This window comes from Pseudomonas sp. SK, assembly GCF_012975065.1.
In the GTDB taxonomy this organism is placed as follows: domain Bacteria; phylum Pseudomonadota; class Gammaproteobacteria; order Pseudomonadales; family Pseudomonadaceae; genus Aquipseudomonas; species Aquipseudomonas anuradhapurensis.
Genome location: NZ_CP051857.1, coordinates 5,599,187 through 5,622,256 on the forward strand (window position 1 = coordinate 5,599,187; position 23,070 = coordinate 5,622,256).

Annotated in this window: 23 protein-coding genes; 12 read left to right on the forward strand and 11 right to left on the reverse strand. The window is 62.6% G+C overall.

What is annotated here, in order from left to right:
* Positions 1–10: 10 nt before the first annotated feature.
* The gene (locus HG549_RS25485; protein WP_170033858.1) at positions 11–1,300 is read right to left on the reverse strand and encodes an MFS transporter; all 1,290 of its coding nucleotides are present in this window, start codon (positions 1,298–1,300) and stop codon (positions 11–13) included.
* 362 nt (positions 1,301–1,662) lie between these two features.
* On the opposite strand from HG549_RS25485, the gene HG549_RS25490 reads away from it, so the two are divergent.
* Positions 1,663–2,061, forward strand: a complete 399-nt coding sequence (locus HG549_RS25490) for an acyl-CoA thioesterase (RefSeq protein WP_003253317.1) — start codon at positions 1,663–1,665, stop codon at positions 2,059–2,061.
* A 71-nt stretch (positions 2,062–2,132) separates the two neighbouring features.
* The gene (locus HG549_RS25495) at positions 2,133–3,029 is read left to right on the forward strand and encodes a D-hexose-6-phosphate mutarotase (RefSeq protein WP_170033860.1); all 897 of its coding nucleotides are present in this window, start codon (positions 2,133–2,135) and stop codon (positions 3,027–3,029) included.
* Positions 3,030–3,120: 91 nt separating this feature from the next.
* On the opposite strand, the gene HG549_RS25500 is transcribed toward HG549_RS25495, so the two are convergent.
* The 5 genes from HG549_RS25500 to HG549_RS25520 form a co-directional block, all read right to left on the reverse strand.
* The gene (locus tag HG549_RS25500) at positions 3,121–3,654 is read right to left on the reverse strand and encodes a DUF3299 domain-containing protein (RefSeq protein ID WP_170033862.1); all 534 of its coding nucleotides are present in this window, start codon (positions 3,652–3,654) and stop codon (positions 3,121–3,123) included.
* A gap of 48 nt (positions 3,655–3,702) precedes the next feature.
* On the reverse strand, positions 3,703–3,948 hold the full coding sequence (locus HG549_RS25505; RefSeq protein ID WP_003253308.1) for a GlsB/YeaQ/YmgE family stress response membrane protein: 246 nt from the start codon (positions 3,946–3,948) through the stop codon (positions 3,703–3,705).
* Positions 3,949–4,045: 97 nt separating this feature from the next.
* Positions 4,046–5,128 (reverse strand): 5-(carboxyamino)imidazole ribonucleotide synthase, encoded by a 1,083-nt coding sequence (locus HG549_RS25510; RefSeq protein WP_170033864.1) that lies wholly within the window; start codon positions 5,126–5,128, stop codon positions 4,046–4,048.
* Between the two features lie 10 nt (positions 5,129–5,138).
* Positions 5,139–5,630, reverse strand: coding sequence for a 5-(carboxyamino)imidazole ribonucleotide mutase (purE, locus tag HG549_RS25515; protein ID WP_170033866.1), 492 nt, complete (start codon positions 5,628–5,630; stop codon positions 5,139–5,141).
* 171 nt (positions 5,631–5,801) lie between these two features.
* Positions 5,802–6,734, reverse strand: coding sequence for a LysR substrate-binding domain-containing protein (locus tag HG549_RS25520; RefSeq protein WP_170033868.1), 933 nt, complete (start codon positions 6,732–6,734; stop codon positions 5,802–5,804).
* 182 nt (positions 6,735–6,916) lie between these two features.
* Between HG549_RS25520 and aspA the strand changes: the two genes are divergently transcribed.
* The 4 genes from aspA to HG549_RS25540 all read left to right on the forward strand — a co-directional run bounded on the left by aspA (position 6,917) and on the right by HG549_RS25540 (position 11,817).
* Complete coding sequence (gene aspA / locus HG549_RS25525) at positions 6,917–8,341, forward strand: aspartate ammonia-lyase (RefSeq protein WP_003260072.1); 1,425 nt, start codon at positions 6,917–6,919, stop codon at positions 8,339–8,341.
* Positions 8,342–8,524: 183 nt separating this feature from the next.
* A complete protein-coding gene (locus HG549_RS25530) occupies positions 8,525–9,517 on the forward strand; it encodes an AraC family transcriptional regulator (RefSeq protein ID WP_170033870.1) in 993 nt (330 codons plus the stop codon).
* Between the two features lie 152 nt (positions 9,518–9,669).
* Positions 9,670–10,713, forward strand: coding sequence for a histone deacetylase family protein (locus HG549_RS25535; protein WP_170033872.1), 1,044 nt, complete (start codon positions 9,670–9,672; stop codon positions 10,711–10,713).
* A complete protein-coding gene (locus HG549_RS25540; RefSeq protein WP_170033873.1) occupies positions 10,714–11,817 on the forward strand; it encodes a polyamine ABC transporter substrate-binding protein in 1,104 nt (367 codons plus the stop codon).
* Positions 11,818–11,897: 80 nt separating this feature from the next.
* Here the strand turns inward: HG549_RS25540 and HG549_RS25545 are convergent, their stop codons facing one another.
* Positions 11,898–13,436 carry a PLP-dependent aminotransferase family protein gene (locus HG549_RS25545; protein ID WP_170033875.1) on the reverse strand — a complete coding sequence of 513 codons (1,539 nt, stop codon included), beginning with the start codon at positions 13,434–13,436 and terminating at the stop codon, positions 11,898–11,900.
* A 90-nt stretch (positions 13,437–13,526) separates the two neighbouring features.
* Between HG549_RS25545 and HG549_RS25550 the strand changes: the two genes are divergently transcribed.
* Genes HG549_RS25550 through HG549_RS25560 form a run of 3 tightly spaced genes read left to right on the forward strand, consistent with a single transcriptional unit; the run spans position 13,527 to position 15,294 of the window.
* Positions 13,527–14,156 (forward strand): FMN-binding negative transcriptional regulator, encoded by a 630-nt coding sequence (locus HG549_RS25550; protein ID WP_170033877.1) that lies wholly within the window; start codon positions 13,527–13,529, stop codon positions 14,154–14,156.
* A gap of 12 nt (positions 14,157–14,168) precedes the next feature.
* A complete protein-coding gene (locus HG549_RS25555) occupies positions 14,169–14,615 on the forward strand; it encodes a GNAT family N-acetyltransferase (protein ID WP_170033879.1) in 447 nt (148 codons plus the stop codon).
* Positions 14,616–14,622: 7 nt separating this feature from the next.
* Positions 14,623–15,294 (forward strand): GNAT family N-acetyltransferase, encoded by a 672-nt coding sequence (locus HG549_RS25560; RefSeq protein ID WP_170033881.1) that lies wholly within the window; start codon positions 14,623–14,625, stop codon positions 15,292–15,294.
* A gap of 154 nt (positions 15,295–15,448) precedes the next feature.
* Here the strand turns inward: HG549_RS25560 and oadA are convergent, their stop codons facing one another.
* Both oadA and HG549_RS25570 read right to left on the reverse strand, forming a co-directional pair.
* On the reverse strand, positions 15,449–17,257 hold the full coding sequence (gene oadA / locus HG549_RS25565) for a sodium-extruding oxaloacetate decarboxylase subunit alpha (protein WP_170033883.1): 1,809 nt from the start codon (positions 17,255–17,257) through the stop codon (positions 15,449–15,451).
* Between the two features lie 11 nt (positions 17,258–17,268).
* The gene (locus tag HG549_RS25570; RefSeq protein ID WP_170033885.1) at positions 17,269–18,684 is read right to left on the reverse strand and encodes an acetyl-CoA carboxylase biotin carboxylase subunit; all 1,416 of its coding nucleotides are present in this window, start codon (positions 18,682–18,684) and stop codon (positions 17,269–17,271) included.
* A gap of 189 nt (positions 18,685–18,873) precedes the next feature.
* On the opposite strand from HG549_RS25570, the gene HG549_RS25575 reads away from it, so the two are divergent.
* Positions 18,874–19,836 (forward strand): LysR family transcriptional regulator, encoded by a 963-nt coding sequence (locus HG549_RS25575; RefSeq protein WP_170033887.1) that lies wholly within the window; start codon positions 18,874–18,876, stop codon positions 19,834–19,836.
* On the opposite strand, the gene HG549_RS25580 is transcribed toward HG549_RS25575, so the two are convergent.
* Together HG549_RS25580 and hexR are read right to left on the reverse strand one after the other, a co-directional pair.
* Positions 19,778–19,996 (reverse strand): PA3496 family putative envelope integrity protein, encoded by a 219-nt coding sequence (locus HG549_RS25580; RefSeq protein WP_170033889.1) that lies wholly within the window; start codon positions 19,994–19,996, stop codon positions 19,778–19,780. The genes HG549_RS25575 and HG549_RS25580 overlap by 59 nt on opposite strands.
* Before the next feature lie 209 nt (positions 19,997–20,205).
* Positions 20,206–21,072, reverse strand: coding sequence for a transcriptional regulator HexR (hexR, locus tag HG549_RS25585; protein WP_011536461.1), 867 nt, complete (start codon positions 21,070–21,072; stop codon positions 20,206–20,208).
* Positions 21,073–21,175: 103 nt separating this feature from the next.
* Here hexR and zwf point away from each other — a divergent pair, with 103 nt between their 5' ends.
* Both zwf and HG549_RS25595 read left to right on the forward strand, forming a co-directional pair.
* Positions 21,176–22,618 (forward strand): glucose-6-phosphate dehydrogenase, encoded by a 1,443-nt coding sequence (gene zwf, locus HG549_RS25590; RefSeq protein WP_170033891.1) that lies wholly within the window; start codon positions 21,176–21,178, stop codon positions 22,616–22,618.
* A gap of 80 nt (positions 22,619–22,698) precedes the next feature.
* The gene (locus tag HG549_RS25595) at positions 22,699–23,013 is read left to right on the forward strand and encodes a hypothetical protein (RefSeq protein WP_170033893.1); all 315 of its coding nucleotides are present in this window, start codon (positions 22,699–22,701) and stop codon (positions 23,011–23,013) included.
* Positions 23,014–23,070 lie beyond the last annotated feature (57 nt).

The window sequence follows — 23,070 nt, forward strand, 5'->3', positions numbered from 1 at the left end:
CTGCAACAGGTCAGCGCTTGTTGCTGAGCAGGTACAGCCCCACCAGCAGACCAACGGCACACAACCCGGCCACATAGTAGGCAGGCGCCATCGGGCTCACTTTCAACAGCGCAGTCACCACCATCGGCGTCAACCCGCCAAAAATCGCGTAGGCCACGTTGTACGAGAACGACAGCCCGCTGAACCGCACCACCGCCGGAAACGCCTTGACCATCACATAAGGCACCGCACCGATCACACCCACACACAAACCGGTCACTGCATACAGCGGGAACAGCAGCTCGGGCCGGGTCGGCAGGCTGTGGTAGAAGGTCCAGGAGCTCGCCAGCAGCAGCAGGCTGCCGATCACGAACACCCGACCCGCGCCAAAGCGGTCGGCCAGGCTGCCAGCACCGATGCAGCCGAAGCTGAGCAGTACGATTGCCAGGCTGTTGGCCTTGAGGGAATCGGTGGGGCTGATGTGATAGATGCTCTGCAGCAGCGCCGGCGTCATCAGGATGACCACCACGATGCCGGCAGACAGCATCCAGGTCAGCAGCATCGACAGCACGATCGGGCCACGATGGTCACGCAGCACGGCACGCAGCGGCAGTTCCTCAGCCAGCGCCTTGCGCTGCTGCATCTCGGCAAACACCGGGGTTTCGTGCAACCAGCGGCGCAGGTACACCGAGAACAGGCCGAACACACCGCCAAGCAGGAACGGGATACGCCAGGCGTAATCGGCCACTTCCTCTGCGCTGTAGACGCTGTTGATCAGGGTCGCCACCAGCGAGCCGAGCAAGATGCCCGCGGTCAGGCCGGCCGTGAGGGTCCCGCAGGCGTAGCCGGTGTTGCGTGCCGGCACGTGCTCGGACACGAACACCCAGGCACCCGGCACCTCGCCACCGATTGCCGCACCCTGGATCACGCGCATCAGCAACAGCAGGACCGGCGCCCACAGGCCGATCTGCGCATAGGTCGGCAACAGGCCCATGATCAGTGTTGGCAGGGCCATCATGAAGATACTCAGGGTGAACATCTTCTTGCGCCCGAGCAGGTCACCGAAATGGGCCATGATGATGCCGCCCAGCGGTCGCGCCAGGTAGCCGGCGGCGAAAATGCCGAAGGTCTGCATCAGGCGCAGCCATTCGGGCATGTCGGCGGGGAAGAACAGCTTGCCGACCACCGTGGCGAAAAACACGAAGATGATGAAGTCGTAGAACTCCAGCGCGCCGCCCAATGCGGACAGAGAGAGAGTCTTGTAGTCACTGCGGGTCAGCGGCCGCGAGGGCTGCTCGATACTGCTCGGCACGGAGGTCATCGCTGATTGTTCTCTTTGTAGGGGCATGCAGGCCGCTTGGCACGCGGCTTCTGGATTGGTAACGGACGAAGATAGCAAATTGCCGAGCTGCGCCGAAAGCGATACAAAATCCATACACATATTCATGAATGCGCGGTCGTCGCTGGCCGTTATGCTCTATATACTGGCGATTCGTAGGAAACGGTTGCTGCTAACGTGGGATGTTGTGCGAAAACGCCGGTCATTATTGTCAGGCGGTTTCGCAGAGTTTCCCTACGGCCGCCCAGTGAAACGAAATCGGCGTAGTATGTTTCAAGCTGAATCGTTTACCCGGCCTTTGCGCCACACCAACGAAAAGCGTCACGGGTCAGAGGCCCCATCGCATGATTGAGCTCGAACAAGAAGATCCTATCCCGCAAGGCGACCTGGCCTTGCAGATCACCGCACTCCCGCGCGAGACCAACGGGTTTGGCGATATCTTTGGCGGCTGGTTGGTCGCCCAGATGGACCTGGCCGGTACCGCCATGGCCAGCCGTGTCGCCGGCGGCCGTGTAGCCACCGTGGCCATCGACCGCATGGCTTTCCTGGTGCCAGTGGCCGTTGGCGCACAATTGTCCTTCTATACCCAGACCCTGGAAATCGGCCGCAGCTCGATCCAGATGATGGTCGAAGTGTGGAGCGACGACCCGCTGTCCAGCGAATGGCGCAAGGTCACCGAAGCGGTGTTCGTCTTCGTCGCCATCGATGGCAGTGGCCGTACCCGCTCCGTACCTCGTCGCTGAGCCACGCCGGCGGTAAACTCATTGCATGTGCCCGGGTCCAAGGCCCACTGGCAATCAATGAGATGAACACAATGGCTTCCTTCCAGGTCGTAAGCGAGCAACATGGCGAACTCAACTGCTGGCGTATCAGCAGCAACCACGCCGAACTACTGATCGCCCAGCAGGGCGCGCAGATCCTCAGCTACCAGTGCGTTGGCCAGCCACCGCTGTTGTGGCTGAGCGACCAGGCCATCTTCCGCCAGGGCAAGTCGGTGCGTGCCGGGGTACCGGTATGCTGGCCGTGGTTCGGCAACCTGCAGCGCAACCCACAGGCCGTGCAGGCCATGTACCACGGCGAACAGGCACCTGCCCACGGCCTGGCGCGGACCCGTGACTGGCAACTGCTGGGCATCGAAGAAGCGGGCGACGGGCTGCGTATCGAGTTCGAGCTGCCCGAAGCGCAGGGCAAGCTGCCCGACTGGCCCCACGACGTGGAGCTGAAGTTGCTGGTGGAACTGGGCGCTGAGCTGAAACTGAAGCTGACCAGCCGCAACATGGGCAATACCCCGGTCACCCTCAGCCAGGCCCTGCACAGCTACTTTGCAGTCAGCGATGTGCGGCAGGTGCGGGTTGAAGGTGTCGAAGGGCTGGGCTACATCGAGACCCTGGCCGACTGGGAGCAGCGCCAGCAGCAGGGCGCGCTGGCGTTCAGCGGTGAGACTGACCGCATCTACCTCGCCACCCCGCCGCAACTGAGCATTGTCGACCCGCACTGGAACCGGCGGATCACCCTGGCCAGCAGCGGGTCACGTTCGGCGGTGATCTGGAACCCTTGGACCGAGCGGGCCAAGGAGTTGCCGGACATGGCCGATGATGGCTGGCAGCGGATGCTGTGCATCGAGACGGCGAATGTGTGGGATGACCTGGTGGAGTTGAAGCCAGGGGCAACTCATTCGCTTGGCCTGGTAGTGGCGAGCGAAGCGCTTTGATCTGAAGCACTCGGGACCGCTGTGCGGTCCTTTCGCGACACAAGGCCGCGCCTACAAGGGTACGCGGTCACCTGAGGCGCGCCGCAAGGCATCAGAGGTCGGCATCCTCCACCACCCTCACCTTCTGGGCATCCAGCGCATAGGCGGCATCGGCCAGATCGTTGCTGACCTTTTCCACCTTCAGCGTGCCGCTGACCCACAGCGGTGTGTAGATGTCATCGATCTTCAGGCCTTTCGGGTAGCGCACCAGCACCAACTGGTTCGGCGGTGGTGGCGGCACATGGATGCAGGCGCCCGGGTACGGCACCAGGAAGAACAACGTGCTGTTGCCCTTGGCGTCGCTCTCCAGCGGCACAGGGTAACCGCCCAGGCGGATGTCCTTGCCGTTCATCGCCGCCACGGTCTTGGTCGAGTACATCACCGCCGGCAGGCCCTTGCTTTGCTTGAGGCCGCCCTTGGCGGTAAAGGTACCCATGGCTTCCGGCGAATTGTGGTCGATTTCGGGCATCTGCTCGAGCGCCTTCTGGTCCGACTTGGGCATCAGCTCAAGCCAGTCGGTTTCGGGCAGCTCGGCATGGGCCAGGGCACTGGCCAACAGCAAGGGGGCGAGGAAAAAGGCACGCATGGAAATGCTCGGCAACTCGGAAGAATTGCCGGGCATTCTACCCAGTATTCAACGCTTCTTGATGAATCCGTAGATCACCAGCAGAACGACCGCACCCACCAGGGCGCCAAGGAAGCCGGCAGCCTGCCCGGCCTGATAGATGCCCAGCGCCTGGCCGCCATAGGTGGCCAACAGGGAGCCGGCGATACCCAGCAGGATGGTCATGATCCAGCCCATGCTGTCGTCGCCCGGTTTGATGAAGCGGGCCAGCAGGCCGACGATGAGGCCGATGAAGATGGTTCCAATGATGCCCATGGCGATCCCTCTGCAATGAAGAATGGAACAAGCCAAAGCCTAGACAGCGCTTTGGCTTGTTGCCATTTCAGAGGGCATGCCGCAGGTAGAAGTTCGATCAGTTGTCGATCAGGGCTTCTACTTCGGCAATCTTGCGCTCCAGGGTTGCCATGTCGTGGCAACGCAGGGTGGCGTGGCCAACCTTGCGCCCGGCCTTGAACGCCTTGCCATAGTGGTGCAGATGGCAATCATCGATGGCGATCACCTTGTCCACAGCCGGCACTTCACCGATGAAGTTGAGCATCGCGCTCTCGCCCACCTTGGCAGTCGAACCCAGTGGCAGGCCGGCGACGGCACGCAGGTGGTTCTCGAACTGGCTGCACTCGGCGCCTTCGATGGTCCAGTGCCCGGAGTTGTGTACGCGCGGGGCGATCTCGTTGGCCTTCAGGCCGCCGTCGACTTCGAAGAACTCGAAGGCCAGCACGCCGACATAGTCGAGTTGCTTGAGCACGCGGCCCACGTAGTCCTCGGCCAGGGCCTGCAGCGGGTGCGCCTGGCTGGCGACCGACAGGCGCAGGATGCCGCTTTCATGGGTGTTGTGCACCAGCGGGTAGAAGCGGGTTTCGCCATCGCGGGCACGCACGGCCACCAGCGACACTTCGCCGGTGAACGGGACGAAGCCTTCCAGCAGGCACGGCACACTGCCCAGCTCGGCGAAGGTACCGACCACGTCCTCAGCCGTGCGCAGTACCTTCTGGCCCTTGCCGTCGTAACCCAGGGTGCGGGTTTTCAGCACGGCCGGCAGGCCGATGCTGGCCACTGCGGCGTCCAGGTCTGCCTGCGAGAGGATGTCGGCGAATGCCGGGGTAGGGATACCCAGGTCGCGGAACATGCTTTTCTCGAACAGGCGGTCGCGGGCGATACGCAGCGCTTCGGCGCTGGGGTACACCGGTACGAATTGCGAAAGGAAGGCCACGGTCTCGGCCGGGACGCTTTCGAACTCGAAGGTGACCAGGTCGACTTCGTCGGCCAATTGGCGCAGGTGGTCCTGGTCGCCGTAGTCGGCGCGCAGGTGCTCGCCCAGTGGCGCGGCGCAGGCGTCCGGTGCCGGGTCGAGGAAGGCGAAGTTCATGCCCAGCGGGGTACCCGCCAGGGCCAGCATGCGGCCCAGCTGGCCGCCACCGATTACACCGATCTTCATGGGTAGAGCCTCAAGCCTGGCGCGGGTCTGGGTTGTCCAGCACGGTCTCGGTCTGCTCCGTGCGGAACTGCTTGAGCGCCGTGTGGTACTGCGGGTATTTGGCACCGAGGATGCTGGCCGACAGCAGCGCGGCGTTGACTGCACCAGCCCGGCCGATGGCCAGGGTAGCAACCGGCACGCCGGCAGGCATCTGCACGATCGACAGCAGCGAATCGACGCCCGACAACATCGACGATTGCACCGGCACGCCCAGCACCGGCAGGTGGGTCTTGGCCGCGCACATGCCAGGCAGGTGGGCTGCACCACCGGCACCGGCGATGATCACCTCGATGCCCCGCCCTTCAGCCTCTTCGGCGTACTGGAACAGCAAGTCCGGGGTGCGGTGGGCGGAAACCACCTTCACTTCGTAGGGAATGCCGAGTTTTTCCAGCATATCGGCGGTGTGGCTAAGGGTGGACCAATCGGACTTGGAGCCCATGATCACGCCAACCAGTGCACTCATCGTCGAGCCTCTTCGCTTGTGCGCCCTTGGGCGCGTCAAAAAACAACAAGCCACGCGGGACGGCCGGCGTGGCTTGTTTGCTGATCAGGACCGGACGCATCCGGTCGAAAGGCCGCGCAGTATATCGTAAGGTGGTGCGTTTAAGGCACCCCGGCGACCAACTGTCGCCCCTTATTTTTCGGGGCTTTGGCTGACTTTCGAGTCAACCATTGCCGCCCCCTCGAGCTTGCGCCACAGCAGCCTGACATTGGCCTTGCGTACCAGGGCGCAGCGATACAGGCGGATTTCCAGCGGCACATGCCACTGGCTGCCGCCGCAGATCGCCAGCTCACCCCGTTCGAGCTCGCCACGCATCGACAGGCGCGGTACCCAGGCGATGCCCATGCCCTCCAGCGCCATGCTCTTGAGGCTGTCGGCCATGGCAGTTTCATAGACCGTGGTATAGCGCAGGTTGCGCTGGCGCAGCAGCAAGTTGACCGAACGGCCGAGGAACGCGCCGGCGGTATAGGCCAGCAGGGGCACGCTGCCCTCGCCTTCGAGGTCGAACAACGGCTTGCCGTCGGCGTCCACCGCGCACACCGGCAGCATTTCGGTGGTGCCCATGTGCAGCGACGGGAAGATTTCGGCGTCCATCTGCAGCGCGGCGTCCGGGTCATAGAACGCCAGCATCAGGTCGCAGCCGCCTTCGCGCAAGGCATGCACGGCATCGCCGACGTTGGTCGCAACCAGGCGGGTGGCGATGTTCAGGCCGTCATTGCGCAACTGGGCCACCCAGCGGGGGAAAAAGCCCGAGGCCAGCGAGTGGGCCGCAGCTACTTGAACCACTTCGCCCTGCCCGCCCTCAAGATGATGCAAATGACGAAGAATTTCGCTCAACTGGTCGACAACCGTACGTGCCGTGACCAGAAACAGCTGGCCGGCCTCGGTCAGTTCTATCGGCGTGCGGGAACGGTTCACCAGTTGTAGCCCCAACGCCGCTTCCAGGCTGCGGATGCGTCGGCTGAATGCGGGTTGGGTCACGAAACGCCGTTCTGCCGCCTGGGAAAAACTGCGCGTAGCCGCCAGCGCGCTGAAGTCTTCCAGCCATTTGCTTTCAAGGTTCACGAAGCACATCTCCTGGCATGCACCAAAATGGAACACGCTCGAATGTCAATTGGCGTCACATGAAACACTATGCCGTTTGTGCATAGGTTAGCGTGCAACAGCATTTGCCGCAAAATTGCCTTCAGGCCTAGGATTGGCGCCATTCCGGCATGTGCCGGGTCAAAATCGAGATGATATCCATCATGTCCTCCGCTGCATCGTTCCGCGTCGAAAAAGATCTGCTTGGTACCCTTGAAGTCCCTGCCGATGCCTACTACGGCATCCAGACCCTGCGCGCTGCCAACAACTTCCACCTCTCCGGTGTTCCGCTGTCGCACTACCCGAAGCTGGTCGTGGCCCTGGCCATGGTCAAGCAGGCCGCTGCCGACGCCAACCGTGAGCTGGGTCACCTGAGCGATGCCAAGCATGCTGCCATCACCGCAGCCTGCGCCCGCCTGATCAAAGGCGACTACCACGACCAGTTCGTGGTCGACATGATCCAGGGTGGTGCCGGTACTTCCACCAACATGAACGCGAACGAAGTCATTGCCAACGTCGCGCTGGAGGCCATGGGCCACCAGAAGGGTGAGTACCAGTACCTGCACCCGAACAACGACGTGAACATGGCGCAGTCGACCAACGACGCCTACCCGACGGCCATCCGTCTGGGCCTGCTGCTGGGTCACGACGCCCTGCTGGCCAGCCTCGACAGCCTGATCCAGGCCTTCGCTGCCAAGGGTAAAGAGTTCGACCACGTACTGAAGATGGGCCGTACCCAGCTGCAGGACGCCGTGCCGATGACCCTGGGCCAGGAATTCCGCGCCTTCGCCACCACCATGACCGAAGACCTGCAGCGCCTGCGTTCGCTGGCTCCGGAACTGCTGACCGAAATCAACCTGGGTGGTACCGCCATCGGCACCGGCATCAACGCCGACCCGGGCTACCAGGCCCTGGCCGTACAGCGCCTGGCTGCCATCAGCGGCCAACCGCTGGTACCGGCTGCCGACCTGATCGAAGCCACCTCCGACATGGGCGCCTTCGTGCTGTTCTCCGGCATGCTCAAGCGTACCGCCGTCAAGCTGTCGAAGATCTGCAACGACCTGCGCCTGCTGTCCAGCGGCCCGCGCACCGGCATCAACGAGATCAACCTGCCGGCGCGCCAACCAGGCAGCTCGATCATGCCAGGCAAGGTCAACCCGGTTATTCCGGAAGCGGTCAACCAGGTGGCCTTCGCCATCATGGGCAACGACCTGGCCCTGACCGTCGCCGCTGAAGGTGGCCAGCTGCAGCTGAACGTGATGGAACCGCTGATCGCCTACAAGATCTTCGACTCGATCCGCCTGCTCCAGCGCGCCATGGACATGCTGCGCGAGCACTGCATCGTCGGCATCACTGCCAACGAACAGCGCTGCCGTGAACTGGTCGAGCACTCGATCGGCCTGGTCACCGCCCTGAACCCGTACATCGGCTACGAAAACGCCACCCGTATCGCCCGCGTTGCCCTGGAAACCGGCCGCGGCGTACTGGAACTGGTGCGCGAGGAGAAGCTGCTGGACGACGCGATGCTCGACGACATCCTGCGCCCGGAAAACATGATCGCTCCCCGTCTGGTACCGCTGAAGGCGTAACCAGGCCGCTGTAAACAGTCTCACCAGGTCGAGGGACTAGACACCTCTCAACCTTTACAAGGCCCGAGCCTATGCTTCGGGCCTTTTTTTTTGCCTGCGGATTCTCGGGCTCCTGCGCAGCCCTCGGGATATCGGCACACAACTTGCTCCATAATGCGTCCCAGGCCAACGGGACTTCCCAGCATGCTGCACAGCCACCTGACTACCCTCAACGCGGTTTCGCTGATCCTCAACGTCTTCCAGGCAGACGGTTGCGAGGCGTCGGCGCTGTTGGCCGGCAGCGGCATCGGCCCGGCAGACCTGGGGCATGCCGATGCGCGCATCACCACCCAGCAGGAACTGCAGGTATGCGCCAACGCCGTTGCCCGGCGCGAGGACATCGGCCTGGAACTGGGCCGGCGCATGCATGTGTCGTGCTACGGCATGCTCGGTTACGCCCTGCTCTCCAGTGCCACTTTGGGTGACGCCTTGCGCCTGGCGTTGCAGTATCCGGCACTGCTGGGAACAGTCTTCAAGCTGCGTTTGCTCGACGACGGCCAGCGGGTCTGGTTCAGCGCCAGCGATTGCCATGACAGCCCGGCACTGACCGCCTTCAACGCCGAGTTCTGCCTGGTTTCGCTGAAAGTCATCTGCGACGACCTGCTCGGCCGCCCACTGCCGCTGCTGGGCGCCCGCTTCGAGCACCCTCGGCCCAGCTACCACGCGCTCTATGCCGATGCATTCCAGTGCCCGGTCGGTTTCGACGCCGAGACCAATGCCTTTGCTTTCGAACGCCGCTGGCTGGACACGCCGCTGCCGCTGGCCGACCCGATTACCCACAAGGCCATGAGCGAACGTTGCCGGCGCCTGAACCTGGAATTCACTGGCCGCCAGGCCTGGCTGGGGCGGATCCGCCAACTGCTGGCGCAGCAACTGGATGCGGCGCCCGGGCTGGAGGGCCTGGCGCGGCAGATGAACTGTTCATCGCGTACCCTGCGTCGGCATTTGCAGGCCTTGGGCAGCAGTTATCAACAACTGCTGGATGAGCTGAGGTTCGAGCGGGCCAAGCAGTTGCTGGCCGACAATCAGATGCCGATCTACCGGATTGCCGAAACGCTGGGGTTCAGCGAGACGGCCAGTTTCCGCCATGCCTTCCAGCGTTGGAGTGGTGTAGCTCCCAGCCATTTTCGCGGTTGACCGCGCCAGCCGTGCCCCGGGCAGGGGCCGGCACAGGGAAAGCCGGCCAAAGAGCCTGGCCACATCGATCCCCTTTTGGCCGTTTGCGTCGTTCTCCCCTACTGGCGTCCACCCGAGAATGGGCCAACGCCAGTGTCCAAGGGAGAACAACAATGCTGACGATCTATTCCGATGACCACCGCCTGCACCATGGCCGCTGCGAGCTGATAGACGGCAAGCTGATGCCCTGCTTCGAAATGCCTTCGCGCGCCGACCATGTGCTCGAACAGGTAAAAAAGCGCAACCTCGGCGACATCCAGGGCCCTACCGACTTCGGCCGCGCACCGCTCCTGCGCATCCACAGCGCCGCCTACCTGGACTTCTTCGAAGGCGCCTGGGCGCGCTGGGCCGCATTGGGCCAGGAAGGCGACCTGCTGCCGTTCACCTGGCCAGCCCGCACCCTGCGCCAGAAAAAGCCCAGCGGCCTGCACGGTGAGCTGGGCTACTACAGCTTCGATGCCGGGGCACCGATCACCGCCGGTACCTGGCAGGCTGCCTACAGCGCCGCCCAGGTGGCCCTCACCGCCCAGGCCGCCATCCAGCAGGGCGCTCACTCGGCGTTTGCCCTGTGCCGCCCACCAGGACACCACGCCGCCGGCGAAGTCATGGGCGGCTATTGCTACCTGAACAACGCCGCCATCGCCGCCCAGGCGTTTCTCGACCAGGGCCGGCACAAAGTCGCCATCCTCGACGTCGACTATCACCATGGCAACGGCACCCAGGACATCTTCTACCGCCGCGGGGATGTGTTCTTCGCTTCGATCCATGGCGACCCGCAGGACGAATTCCCGTTCTTCCTCGGCTATGCCGACGAAACCGGCGAGGGTCCCGGAGAAGGCTGCAACATCAACTACCCACTGCCCGCCGGCAGCGACTGGACTGCCTGGAGCGCTGCCTTGGAGGACGCCTGCCAGCGCATCGAAGCCTATGACGCCGACGTACTGGTGATCTCGCTCGGCGTGGACACCTTCAAGGACGACCCGATCTCGCAGTTCAAGCTGGACAGCCCGGACTACCTGGAGATGGGCAAGCGCATCGCGCAGCTCGGCAAGCCGACCCTGTTCGTGATGGAGGGCGGCTACGCTGTCGAAGAAATCGGGATCAACGCAGTCAATGTGCTGGAAGGCTTCCAGCGCAGCCAACCAGGAGCCCGCTAAATGGTCCGACTCAAGCAACTGCTCGCCCCGTTCATCGCCGCCACGCTGTCTACCGGCGCCCTGCAGGCCCAGGCCGAACAGCGCACCCTGCGGGTATACAACTGGTTCGACTACATCACCCCGCAAACGCTCACCGAGTTCCAGAAGGACAGCGGTGTAAAGCTGATCTACGACATCTTCGACACCAACGAGGCGCTGGAAGCCAAGCTACTGACCGGCAACTCCGGCTATGACGTGGTGGTGCCATCCAACGTGTTCCTGGCCAAGCAGATCGAAGCCGGGGTGTTCCAGCCACTGGACCGCAGCAAGCTGCCGAACTGGCAACACCTGGACCCGTCCCTGATGAAGCTGATCGAAGCCAACGACCCGGGCAACAAGTTTGCCGTGCCTTACATGTACGGTACCGTGCTGATCGGCTTCAACCCGGCCAAGGTCAAGGCTGCGCTCGGCGACAACGCGCCAGTGGACAGCTGGGACCTGATCTTCAAGGAAGAGAACATCGCCAAGCTCAAGCAGTGTGGCGTGGCACTGCTCGACTCGCCGTCGGAGATCCTGCCGCTGGCCTTGCAGCACCTGGGCCTGCCGCCAAACAGCGACAAGCCGGCCGACTACAAGCAGGCCGAGGCACTGATGCTGAAAATCCGCCCCTACATCACCTATTTCCACTCCTCGAAATACATGGCTGACATAGCCAATGGTGATATCTGCGTGGCGGTCGGCTACAGCGGCAGCTTCTCCCAGGCCGCCAACCGCGCCCGCGATGCGAAGAATGGCGTGGTGGTGGACATGCGCCTGCCCAAGGAAGGAGCACCGATCTGGTTCGATATGCTGGCAATTCCGAAGAATGCAGCCAACCCGGAAGACGCGCATGCGTTCATCAACTACCTGCTGCGGCCTGAGGTAATTGCACCGATCAGCGATTTTGTCGGCTACCCGAACCCCAACAAGGATGCCACCGACAAAGTGAACCCGACGATTCGCAACAACCCCAACCTGTACCCGACGGCGGAGGCGATGACCAAGCTGTATACCCTCAAGCCTCTGGCGCGGGATGCCGAGCGGGCACGCACGCGGGCCTGGACGCGGATCAAGTCCGGTACCTGAGTCGCCTGCTTCGCGGGCAAGCCCGCTCCCACAGGGAGAGCGCTGGCCGCAGGTGCTGTGCAGCCCCTTGGGGAGTGGGTTTACCCGCGAAGCGGCCGCCAGGCCTTGCGCAACTTCAGCAAGGCCTCGGCAATCTCACCCTCCGGCACCGCCGCGAATCCAAGCACCAGTCCTGCCCGCTTATCCACAGGCTCGGTGCTGTCAGCGAGCCAGAAATTACTCAGCGGAGTCATCTCCACCCCCACACCTTCAGCCTTGGCTACCAGCTCTTGTTCCAGGGCTAAATTATCCACAACCACCTTGACGTGCAGCCCGGCCGCCACTTCCGGCATGCTGCCCAAGCCCGGTATATCCACAGGCCAACCGGCCTTGAGCACGTTGCGTCGGCTCAAGGCCGCTTTGCGCATGCGCCGGATATGCCGCTGGAAGTGCCCCCGTGCCATGAATTCGGCCATCACGCATTGGCTGCTGACCTCCGAGTGCCGCATCGCCAGTGCCCTGCCCTGGCTGAACGCCTGCGCCAGCGACGGCGGCAGCACCAGGTAGCCAAGGCGCAGTGCCGGGAAGGCGATCTTGCCGAATGTACCGACATACAGCACCCGCCCGTTCCGGTCGAGCGACGCCAGCGGAGCCAGGGGTGCGCCGCTGTAGCGATATTCGCCGTCATAGTCGTCTTCGATGATCCAGCCACCGCTTCGCTCGGCCCAGGCCAGCAGCTCCAGGCGCCGCGCCAGGCTCATGGTCACCCCGGTCGGGTACTGGTGAGCCGGCGTGACATAGGCAAGCCGGCAATCGGACAATTGCCCCAGCCAGCGGCAGTCCAAACCATCCTCGTCCACCGGCACGCCATGCAACCTGCCACCGGCCAACGCAAAGGCATGTCCCGCCGCCCGGTAACCTGGGTTTTCCACAGCCACACCGTCTCCCGGCTGCAACAGCAGCTGTGCACAAAGGCTGATCGCCTGCTGCGCACCACTGGTGATCACAATTTGTGCAGCTGTACAACTCAACCCACGCGAGCTACGCAAGTAGGCGGCGACCAACTCGCGCAGTTGCGGCTCGCCTGCCGGGTCGCCATAACCGAGCTGCGCAGGCGCCGGGTTGCGCCAGAAACCCGCCTGCAGCTTGGCCCACACGTCGAACGGGAACAAATCGAACGCCGGAATACCAAGCCGAAACGCTCGCGGCGCACCACTTCTTGGCGGTAGCAAATGGTTATTTTCCAGGCGCCGCAAAGGCTCGCTGGGGCGTGGCTGGCTGGATAAATTTCCAGTGCCTTCTACAAATTTTGTGGATAACCCTGTTGATAAACCACGGGATAACCCTGTGGATACTTGTGTGGATAGTTTAGGTAGCTGGCTGACATAGGTGCCATCACCTACCCGGCTTTCGATGAAGCCCTCGGCATACAGCTGGTCGTAGGCACGCACCACGCTGTTGCGTGACAGCGCCAGCATGGCAGCCAGATCGCGCGTAGCCGGCAGCCGCGTGCCGCTGCTCAGACGCCCGTCGAGCACCCGCGCACGCAGCGCCTGGTACAGCTGCTGGCTGAGCCCGCGGCGGCGATCCAGGACGATGCCGGCAGGGTCGAAGGGCAACACTAAAGGGCGCTCGGTCATGGCATTGGACCTATCAGAATAGCCAGCAATGGCTCTTACATGGAACCAATAGCCTGCCTAGGATGGCGTCATTGCACAAGGAAACCGGGCATGTACAACAGCAAACCCCACCAGGAACACGACCTTGGTCGCCTGTACCAGCACATGCATGACACCCGCCTGGCCATACTGGTCAGCCATGGCGAGCAAGGCCTGCTGGCTACCCACCTGCCGGTGTTGATCGATACCAGTGAAGGCGAGTTCGGCACGGTCTATGCCCATCTGGCCCGGGCCAACCACCAATGGCAGGACCTGGCACAAGGTGCCGAGGCCTTGCTGGTGTTTCCCGGCGCCGATGCCTATGTCAGCCCCGGTTATTACCCAAGCAAGGCCGAGAACCCCAAGGTGGTCCCCACCTGGAACTACCTGGCCGTGCATGCCTACGGCACGGCCGAGGTGCTGCACGATGGCCCGGCGCTGCTGGCTATCGTCAGCCGCCTGACCGAACGCCACGAACAAGGCCGCACCGAACCGTGGAAGGTCGCTGACGCCCCGGCCGACTATATCGACGGCATGCTCCGTGCCATTGTCGGCATCCGTGTGCCCATCGCTCGCCTGCAAGGCGCGCGCAAGCTCAGCCAGAACCGCTCGGCGCAAGACATTGCCGGGGTGCGTGAAGGCCTGGGCGCCAGCCCGGACTATCTGGATAACCAACTCGCAGCGCACATGCGCTCACTCTGAAGGAACAGCCTCATGCCCAGCGTTACCCTGCGCCCCGTCACTGCCCAAGACCACGCAGCCTGGCTTGCCCTGTGGCACGCCTATCTGCGCTTCTATAAATCCGAACTGACCGATGAGGTGAGCCTGAGCACCTGGCAGCGCCTGCTCGACCCCAACGAGCCGACCCATTCAGCCCTGGCCTGGGTCGATGGCAAGGCGGTCGGCATGGTCAACTTCATCTACCATCGGACCAACTGGAGTATCGGCAATGCCTGCTACCTGCAGGACCTCTACGTGGACAGCACGCAGCGTGGCCTGGGCATCGGCCGCCAATTGATCGAGCACGTCTATGCTGCAGCCGAGGCTGAAAAATGCAGCAAGGTGTACTGGGTGACCCACGAAACCAACGCCACCGCGATCAGCCTGTACCAGCAGGTTGCCGAGCGCTCGGGCTTTATCCAATTCCGTAAAGAGTTGTAAGCCGAACATGAACGACGCATTGAACTGGAAGCCCGCCGCTACGCCGCGGGCCGAGCCCATCGAAGGCCGCTTTATCCGTCTGCAAAAGCTCGACCCGGCGCACCATGGCAACGACCTCTGGCAGATGCTGCAAGGTCCGGCTGCCGACCCTGCCCTGTGGGACTACCTGCCCTATGGCCCGTTCGCCGAACGTGCTGCCTTCGACCGCTGGCTGGAAGGTAATGCTGCCGGCCGCGATCCGCTGTTCTATACCGTGATCGACCGCAACAACGGCCAGGCCCAGGGCATCCTCAGCCTGATGTCGATGGTGCCCGAGCATGGCCGCATCGAAATCGGCCACGTCGCCTTCGGTGCCGCCATGCAGCGCACGCCCAAGGGCACCGAGGCGGTGTACTTGCTTGGCAAGCTGGCCTTTGAACTGGGCAACCGCCGGCTGGAATGGAAGTGCAACAACGCCAACGCCCGCTCCAAACGCGCGGCGGAGCGGTTTGGTTTTGTCTACGAAGGGGTGTTCCGCAAGCACCTGGTGGTAAAGGACCATAACCGTGATACCGCCTGGTACTCGGTTACCGATGATGAGTGGCCGGCGTTGGCTGCCGGATTCGAACGCTGGTTGAGCGAGGAAAACCAACTGCCGACAGGCCAGGTAAAAACGCTGGAGGCCTGTCGCAAAGGCTGAGGGTTGTGCTGTAGCAGCCGGCTTCTGCGCGGGTGGACCCGCCCCCTTGGGCGTCATCCGCCTTGAGCCCTGTGATTGGCCTGGGGCCCCACAGTTAAAAAAAAGGGGAGCATCCGCTCCCCAGAGGTTAACCGCTTGTAGATGAAGGCTTATCTCAGCCTTCGATCTCGATCAGGATCTCGCCCGGGGTCACGCGGTCGCCCTTGGCCACGTGAATGGCCACGACCTTGCCGGCGATGGCCGCCTGCACTTCGGTTTCCATCTTCATGGCTTCGGTGATCAGCACGGCTTGGCCGACCTTGACCATGTCGCCTTCCTTGACCAGCACATCGACGATGTTGCCAGGCATGGTGGTGCTGACGTGGCCCGGGGCGCTGGCCTGCTTGCGCTTGCTGCTGCCGCCACCAACGAATTCGTTGAGCGGCTCGAACACCACCTCTTCCGGCATGCCGTCGATCGACAGGTAGAAGTGACGCTTGCCTTCGGCCTTCACCCCTACGCCAGTGATGTCGACACGGTAGGTTTCGCCGTGCACGTCGATGACGAACTCGGTCGGCACGCCTTCGCCGCTATGGGACGCTACTGCGCCCGCCTCAGGAATTGGCAGCAGCACTTCAGGCGTCAGGGTGCCGGCTTCGCGCTCCTCGAGGAACTTGCGGCCAATGTCCGGGAACATGGCGAAGGTCAGCACATCTTCTTCACAACGCGCCAAGGCACCGATGTCGGCACGCAGCTTGGCCATTTCCGGCTTCAGCAGGTCGGCCGGGCGTACGTCGATCACTTCTTCGCTGCCGATCGCCTGGCGACGCAGCTGCTCGTTGACTACACCCGGGGCCTTGCCGTAGCCGCCTTGCAGGTACAGCTTCACCTCGTTGGTGATGGTCTTGTAACGCTCGCCAGCCAGCACGTTGAAGAACGCCTGGGTACCGACGATCTGCGAGGTCGGGGTCACCAGCGGCGGGAAACCGAGGTCTTCACGCACACGCGGGATCTCTGCCAGCACTTCGTTCATGCGGTTGAGCGCGCCCTGCTCCTTTAGCTGGTTGGCCAGGTTGGAAATCATGCCGCCAGGCACCTGGTTGACCTGCACGCGGGTGTCCACGGCGGTGAACTCGCTCTCGAACTGGTGGTACTTCTTGCGCACGGCATAGAAGTACAGGCCGATTTCCTGCAGCAGTTCCAGGTCCAGGCCAGTGTCGAACTCGCTGCCCTTGAGCGCGGCAACCATCGACTCGGTGCCGGGGTGGCTGGTGCCCCAGGCGAAGCTGGAGATGGCGGTGTCGATGTGGTCGGCACCGTTCTCCACGGCCTTCAGCTGGCACATCGCGGCCAGGCCGGCGGTGTCGTGGGAGTGGATGAACACCGGCAGCGACTGCTCGGCCTTCAGCGCCTTGACCAGCTCACCGGTGGCGTAAGGGGTCAGCAGGCCGGCCATGTCCTTGATCGCCACCGAGTCGCAACCCATGGCTTCCATCTGCTTGGCCTGGTTGACGAAGGCTTCGATGGTATGCACCGGGCTGGTGGTATAGGCGATGGTGCCCTGGGCGTGTTTGCCGGCAGCCTTGACCGCCTCGATGGCCACGCGCAGGTTACGCACGTCGTTCATGGCGTCGAAAATGCGGAACACGTCGATGCCGTTGACGGCGGCCTTGGCGACGAAGGCCTTGACCACGTCGTCGCTGTAGTGGCGGTAGCCCAGCAGGTTCTGGCCACGCAGCAGCATTTGCAGACGGGTGTTGGGCAACGCTGCGCGCAGCTTGCGCAGGCGCTCCCACGGGTCTTCTTTCAGGAAGCGCACGCAGGCGTCGAAGGTGGCGCCGCCCCAGACTTCCAGCGACCAGTAGCCGACCTTGTCGAGCTTGTCGCAGATCGGCAGCATGTCTTCGGTACGCATGCGGGTGGCCAGCAGGGACTGGTGGGCGTCGCGCAGGATCGTGTCGGTTACGTGAATTTTCTTGGACATTATGGGGTTCCTCACAGGCCTGCGTGGGCGGCGATGGCGGCGGCTATGGCCAGGGCCAGCTCTTCGGGTTTGCGCTTGATCGAGTAGTTGGTCAGTTCGGGGTGGCTTTCGACGAAGCTGGTATTGAACTGGCCGCTACGGAATTCGGGATTGCGCAGGATTTCCTGATAGTACGCGGCAGTGGTCTTCACCCCTTGCACGCGCATGTCGTCCAGGGCCCGCAGGCCGCGGTCCATGGCTTCTTCCCAGGTCAACGCCCAGACCACCAGCTTCAGGCACATGGAGTCATAGAACGGTGGAATGGTATAGCCGGTATAGATCGCCGTGTCGGTACGCACGCCCGGGCCGCCGGGGGCGTAGTAGCGGGTGATCTTGCCGAAGCTGGGCAGGAAGTTGTTCTTCGGGTCTTCGGCGTTGATCCGGAACTGCAGCGCGTAGCCGCGGTGCTGGATGTCTTCCTGCTTCACCGACAGTGGCAGGCCCGAGGCAATGCGGATCTGCTCACGGACAATATCGATACCGGTGATTTCCTCGGTGATGGTGTGCTCCACCTGCACCCGGGTGTTCATTTCCATGAAGTACACCTCGCCATCGGCGAGCAGGAACTCCACGGTACCGGCATTCTCGTAGTTCACCGCCTTGGCGGCACGTACCGCGAGGTCACCGATGTAGGCACGCTGCTCGGGGGTGAGCTGCGGGCTTGGGGCGATCTCGATGAGCTTCTGGTTACGCCGCTGGATCGAGCAGTCGCGCTCGAACAGGTGCACCACGTTGCCGAAGCTGTCACCGAGGATCTGCGCCTCGATATGCTTGGGGTTGACGATGCACTTTTCCAGGAACACCTCGGCCGAACCGAAGGCCTTGGTGGCTTCGGAGATGACCCGTGGGAAGTTCTGTTCCAGTTCTTCGCGGCTGTTGCAACGGCGAATACCCCGACCGCCGCCACCAGAGGTGGCCTTGAGCATGACCGGGTAACCGATGCGGTCACCTTCCCTCAGGGCTTCGTGGATATCGGCAACGTTACCCTCGGTGCCGGGGGTCACCGGCACGCCGGCAGCGATCATGGTACGGCGTGCTTCGGTCTTGTCGCCCATGCGGCGAATGACATCGGCGGCTGGGCCGATGAACTTGATCCCGCGTTCGGCGCAGATCTCCGCCAGCTCGGCGTTTTCCGAGAGGAAACCGTAGCCCGGGTGCAAGGCATCACAGCCGGTTTCCACAGCCAGGTTGACCAGCTTGCGCGGGTTCAGGTAACCGGCCAGCGGCTCGGCACCGATGCTGTGGGCTTCGTCGGCGCGCTTGACGTGCAACGCATGCCGGTCGGCATCGGAATAGATCGCTACCGAGCGAATGCCCATCTCGGCGCAGGCACGCACGATGCGCACTGCGATTTCACCTCGGTTGGCGATCAGGATTTTTTTTATCACTGGAGTCTTCCCAAAGCCGTAGGAACAGTCGAGCCGGTTCTACCGGTCGGCGCGTGACCAAGCGTCGCTGGCCAGTCGCACATTCACCCTAGCGCTGTAGGTCGATAAACAAAAATCAATATTTGTTAGACGCTGTATTAGTAAAAGCTTATGGTGCGGTAACAAGGTATTGCCGAAGGCCGGGCTAAAATGCGTAAGTCATTGATGCGTATGACATTGCGTCAACTGCAGATCTTCAACGAGGTGTGCGATTTGCGTTCGTACAGCCGCGCTGCGGAAGAGATGGCGCTGACACAACCCGCCGTTAGTCTACAGATCCGTCAACTCGAAGAGCTGATCGGCCAGCCGCTGTTCGAGTACGTAGGCAAGAAGCTCTACCTGACCGAAGCGGCCGAAGCCCTGCAACGTGCCAGCCGCGACATATTCGGCCGCCTGGAGAGCCTGGACATGCAGCTGTCGGATATGCAGGGCTCACTCCAGGGGCAACTGAAACTGGCGATCGAGTCCAGCGCCAAATACTTCGTGCCACACCTGTTCGCCGCCTTCAAGCAGCGTCACCCGGAGGTCAACCTGACCCTGACCGTGGTCAACCGTGCCCAGGCCATCCGCCGCCTTTCGGACAACCGCGACGACTTGATCATCATGTCCATGGTGCCGCAAGACATGGGCCTGGAGTTTCTGCCGTTCCTCAACAACCCGATCGTCGCGGTGGCGCCACCCGAGCATCCGCTGTGCAAACTGGAACGACTGCGCCTGCAGGATCTGGAACCTCATACGCTACTGATCCGCGAACAAGGTTCAGGTACGCGCAAGGCCTGCGAAGAGTACTTCAAGGACAAGCGTGTGCACTTCACCCAGACCCTGGAAGTGGCCTCGGCCGACGCCCAGCGTGAATGCGTGATCGCCGGCCTGGGTATTGCCTTGCTCACCCGCCATGCAGTCAACCTTGAGCTGGCCACCGGTGTGCTGAAGGAGCTGCCGGTAGAGGAGCTACCGCTGTACCGCAGCTGGTGCGTGGTGCAGTCCAAGGCCAAACGGCAGTCGCCGGTTGCCTTGGCCTTCCTGGCGTTCATCCGTAGCGAACGTGCGCTGATCAGCGGCCTGGTTGAGCGTTTTTCGGGGAAATTGCCGCCGACGCCTGCCAAACCGTGAGGTCCTGCAACTCGGGGTAGTCCACCAGGTCGCGCAGTAGTTGACGTTGGTCGCAATAGCTTTCGATCGCGCGGCGGTATTCCATGCGGCGCTGATCCTTTTCCTGCTGCTTGCGAGCCTTGGCGCTGGGTTGGTAAGTACCGTCGTAATCACGAGCCATTGCCTGTCTCCCAGATAGGATGCGGGAGTTTCAGACTGGCCTTGGTGGTTTACGGTTTGACTGTGGAATGGTGACAAAACAGTGAAATTTCACTGTCTTGTACCGGCCCATTCGCGGGCCTGCCCGCTCCCACAGGTACCGCGCACTTTTTGAAATCGGCGCAATCCCTGTGGGAGCGGGCCAGCCCGCGAAGAGGCCGGTGCAGGCGTTCAGTCGTCGGTAGCCTTGATCGACTTGGGCGACAAACGCAGGCTGCGCAAGCTGCGCTTCACGCTCTTGAGGTGATTGACCAGGCTCGGCCCACGCGCCATGGCTACGCCCATGGCCAACACGTCGATCACCACGAGGTGGGCGATGCGCGAGGTCAGCGGGGTGTAGATTTCGGTATCTTCATGCACGTCGATTGCCAGGTTGACCGTCGACAGTTCGGCCAGCGGCGTCTGGCTGGGGCACAGGGTGATCAGGTTGGCGCCGCTCTCACGCACCAGGTTGGCGGTAATCAGCAGGTCCTTGGAGCGGCCCGACTGGGAAATGCACACCGCCACATCACCCGGCTTGAGGGTCACCGCCGACATCGCCTGCATGTGCGGGTCGGAGTAGGCAGCCGCGCTGAGCAGCAGGCGGAAGAACTTGTGCTGGGCATCGGCCGCCACCGCACCGGAGGCGCCAAAGCCGTAGAACTCCACACGTTGCGCCTGGGCCATGGCGGTTACCGCCTGCTGCAGCGCCTGAGGGTCGAGGTGCTCACGCACTTCCATCAGGGTGTGCAGGGTGGTGTCGAAGATCTTCAGGCTGTAGTCGGCAACCGAGTCGTCTTCATGGATGGCGAACTGACCGAAACTGGCCCCGGCGGCCAGGCTCTGTGCCAGTTTCAACTTCAGGTCCTGGAAGCCCGAGCAACCGATGGCACGGCAGAACCGCACGATGGTCGGTTCACTGATACCTACGCTGTGCGCCAAGTCGGCCATGGAGCTGTGCATGACGGCAGCCGGGTCGAGTAGCACGTGGTCGGCTACCTTGAGTTCCGATTTGCGCAGCAGGTGGCGCGATTGGGCGATATGTTGCAACAGATTCACAGGCTGGACTCGGTTATGATCGGCTGGCCGGGTTGTAGCTTTCTTGTAGTTATACTACATGGACGCCAACCCGCCCAGTTAAACGAACGTGGAGAGTGGTGGTTTGACTATTCCTTGCGACATTCTGGTTTTCGGCGGCACCGGCGATCTGGCCCTGCACAAATTGCTTCCGGCGCTCTACCACCTGTTTCGCGAGGCCCGTCTGAACAATGCCGTGCGGATCATCGCGCTGGCGCGACGCAACCTGCCACGCAACGACTATCTCAAGCTCGCCGAACGCCATTGCCGAGCCCAGATCGCCCGCAACGATTTCGACGAAGATGTCTGGCGGCGGTTTTCCGCGCGGGTCGACTATTTCCCCATGGATGCTTCGCAAAGCGCCGATTTTGGCCGGCTGGCGCGCTACCTGGGCGAGCCCGGCGGCTTGACGCGCATCTTCTACCTGGCCACCGCCCCCAACCTGTTCGTGCCCATTGCCAACCACCTGCGTAACGCTGGCCTGGCCGACGCCGAAGCGCGCATCGTGCTGGAAAAGCCGATCGGCCACTCGCTGCAATCGGCTACCGCCATCAACGAAGCGATTGGTGCGGTGCTGGAGGAAAACCAGGTATTTCGCATCGACCACTACCTGGGCAAGGAAACCGTGCAGAACCTCATGGCCCTGCGCTTTGCCAACGCCCTGCTGGAGCCGGTATGGCGCAACAGCCAGGTCGACCATGTGCAGATCAGCGTATGCGAGACCCTGGGGGTCGAGAACCGGGGCGCTTACTACGACCGCGCCGGGGCGATCCGCGACATGCTGCAGAACCACCTGCTGCAATTGCTGTGTCTGGTGGCCATGGAACCTCCCGCACAGTTCGAGGCCGAAGCGGTGCGTGACGAAAAGGTCAAGGTCCTTCGCGCCCTCAAGCCCATCACCGGCCAGGACGTGCAGGACAAGACCGTGCGCGGCCAGTACGGCGCCGGGCGCATCGGTGGCCAGGAAGTGCCAGCCTATTACTTCGAAAAGGACGTCGACAACGATAGCGACACCGAAACCTTCGTCGCCATCGAGGCGCACATCGACAACTGGCGCTGGGCGGGCGTGCCCTTCTACCTGCGCACCGGCAAACGCATGGCACGGCGCTCGTCGCAGATCGTCATCCAGTTCAAGCCAGTGCCCCATGAGCTGTTCATGGGTGGCCAGGTCAACCAGTTGCTGATCCAGTTGCAACCAGACGAACGCATCAGCCTGCGCATGATGACCAAGAGCCCGGGCAAGGGCATGCGCCTGGAGCCGGTGGACCTGGACCTGAACCTGGCCCAGGTGTTCAGCCAGACCCGCCGCTGGGAGGCCTACGAGCGCTTGCTGCTGGATGTGCTGGAGGGCGACTCGACGCTGTTCATGCGCCGCGACGAAGTGGAAGCGGCCTGGGCGTGGATCGACCCGATCATCAAGGGTTGCGAAGAACACTTCCAGGCACCACGACCGTACCCGGCAGGCACCAATGGCCCGGAGCAAGCCAACAGCCTGCTCGCCAGACATGGCAGGCATTGGCATAGCTGAAGCACTGCCCTGCTCCTGTGATGGATGAAAGGGACGACAGTTGCGCTGTCGCTACTTTCAACCATCACAGGAGCAAATCAATGGCTACCATCGCCAATCTCGTTGCAATCAATGACATCGCCGACGGCGAACAGACCTTCAAGGTCCATTGCACCGTCACGGTCGCTTCCCCGGCTATCGAACCGGTGCTGGTCGAACCCAAGATACGCCACCGGGGAGGCTGGGAAGTGCTGGAGCTTCAGCTGCTGGACAGCGGCGAGATCGCCCCGCAAGTGCTGACGGAAAAAACCGTGACGTTTGAACGCGCGGGTGGCACCCACTGGAAAATGCTGGAAATCATTCACGCCGGTTCGCAGCAGCGCTGCGAAATACGCACCGTAGAGATGATCGACTGAACCGTGGTTGACCGGGCCGCCCGAGCGGCGGCCTGGCGCCTGCCATCGGGTCGATGA